Annotated in this window: 1 protein-coding gene; it reads left to right on the forward strand. The window is 70.9% G+C overall.

Going from position 1 to position 1,952, the window contains the following annotated elements; genetic code table 11:
- Nucleotides 1-1,952: beta strand repeat-containing protein (locus SR3_RS31750; protein ID WP_218018746.1), on the forward strand; the 1,952-nt coding region annotated here is incomplete at both ends.

Here is a 1,952-nt window from a genome sequence, read left to right on the forward strand (position 1 = left end):
GATCCCACTGCGGCGCTGAATGGCGCTCTGGGCGGCGTGACGGGTGTTCCAAACGGTGCTCTCGGCTCGGCTACGGGGGCCCTCAACGGGGCGCTTGGTTCGCTCACCGGCGGGCAGGCGGGCGATACGCTCGGTGGCGTGCTGGGCGGATTGACCGGCGGCGCGGGTTCCTCCGATCTGACGTCGGCACTCAATGGCGCTCTGGGCGGGGCCACGAATGCGGCGAATGGCGCGCTCGGCGCCACGGCAGGCGCTCTCAACGGCGGTCTTGGCGCGCTTCAGGGCGCCACTGGCGGCACGGCTCTGGCCAGCACGCTGGCGGGCAACGCCACCAACACGCTGGGCGCTGTGGGCGCCACGCTGAACAATGCTCTGGGCGCTCTGAACGGCGCGCTGGGCAGCAGCGGGCTGACCAATGCCGCCAATGGCGCTCTGGGTTCGCTGACCGGCTCCGCAGGCGGCTCCACCCTGAACGACACGCTGGGCACCCTGCTCCACGGCACTGGCTCGACCGATCCCGTCGCCACGCTGACCGGCGTTGCCAATGGCGCGCTGGGCGGCCTGACGGGCGGCCTCAACGGCGCTCTGGGTTCGGCCACCGACACGCTGAACGGCGCGCTGGGCAATGCCGGAAGCGGCACGGGCACCATCGACCCGACTGCCGCTTTGGGCAATGCCCTGAACGGCCTGACGGGCAGCACCGGCGTCACCGATCCCGCCGCAGCCCTGAATGGCGCGCTGAGCGGTCTGACCGGCGCGGCCAATGGCGCTCTGGGTTCGGCTGCCGGCGCTCTGAATGGCGCGCTCGGCGCTCTGAACGGCACCGGCACGGGCGGCAGCACCGGCGGCACGGGCGGGACGGGTGGCAGCACGCCGCTCTCCTCGCTGACCGACGCTCTGGGCCATCTGATGGGCACGGGCGGAACGGGCACTGGCACCGGTTCGGGCAGCAATTCCGAACTGACCGTCAACGCCGGGGCCGGTCTGCCGGTGCTGGGTGATCTTGGCCTCAACGCCAATGTCAACCTCGATCCTGTGGCCAGCCTGCTGGGCCAGCCGGTCAACATCCATGTTGGCGCCAGCCCCGATCTGGCAACGGCGCTGCATGGCGTGACCAGCACCATCGCGCCCGTCACCACCGCGCTTTCGCCGGTGACCAGCGCGGCCAGCAATGTGGTCAACAGCGCGCTGAACGGTCTGGGCAACGCCACCGGCGGCGTGCTGGGCGGCAGCCTGACGCCAGGCGCCACCAGCACCGAACCGCTGGCCTCGCTGAGCGGCAACATCGGCAGCGCCGCTGGCGGCGTGCTGGTCGATCCGACCCAGGTTGTGACCAACACCGTGGGCAGCACGGTCGATGGCCTGCTGAGCGGGTTGAGCGGCGTCACCTCCGGCGTCACCACGGCGGCCAGCAGCCTGCTGAGCGGTTCGAGCACCGGCACAGGCACGGGCTTCAACGACATCTTCACCCAGATCGGCCACATCACCTCGGTCGACTCCTCGGTGGGCGATATCGCCTCGCCCTCGGCTCTGGCCGGGACGGTGACCAGCACGCTGACGAACGCCCTGCCCGATGTCACCTCGACTGTGGGTGACATCTTCCAGGCGGTGAATTCCGGTCTGGGCAGCACGCTCGGCACCGTGGGCTCCTCGCTCACCGGCACCACCGCCGATCTGGGTCACACCCTGACCGGCACGGCGGCGGATCTGGGCAGCGCCCTGTCCGGCACGCTGTCCGGCGTGGGCACGGCGCTGACCGATACCACCGGCAATCTGGGCGGCGCGCTTGGCACCACGCTGGGCGATGTCGGTTCGACCCTGACGGGCACCACCGGCACGATCGGCACCGATCTGGGCCATACCGTGTCCGGCACGCTGGGCGATGTCGGCTCGACGGTGGGCACTGTGGTTTCGGGTGTGACCGGGGCCGTGGGCAGCACCGTCGGCACTGT

Source organism: Novosphingobium rosa NBRC 15208, from assembly GCF_001598555.1.
In the GTDB taxonomy this organism is placed as follows: domain Bacteria; phylum Pseudomonadota; class Alphaproteobacteria; order Sphingomonadales; family Sphingomonadaceae; genus Novosphingobium; species Novosphingobium rosa.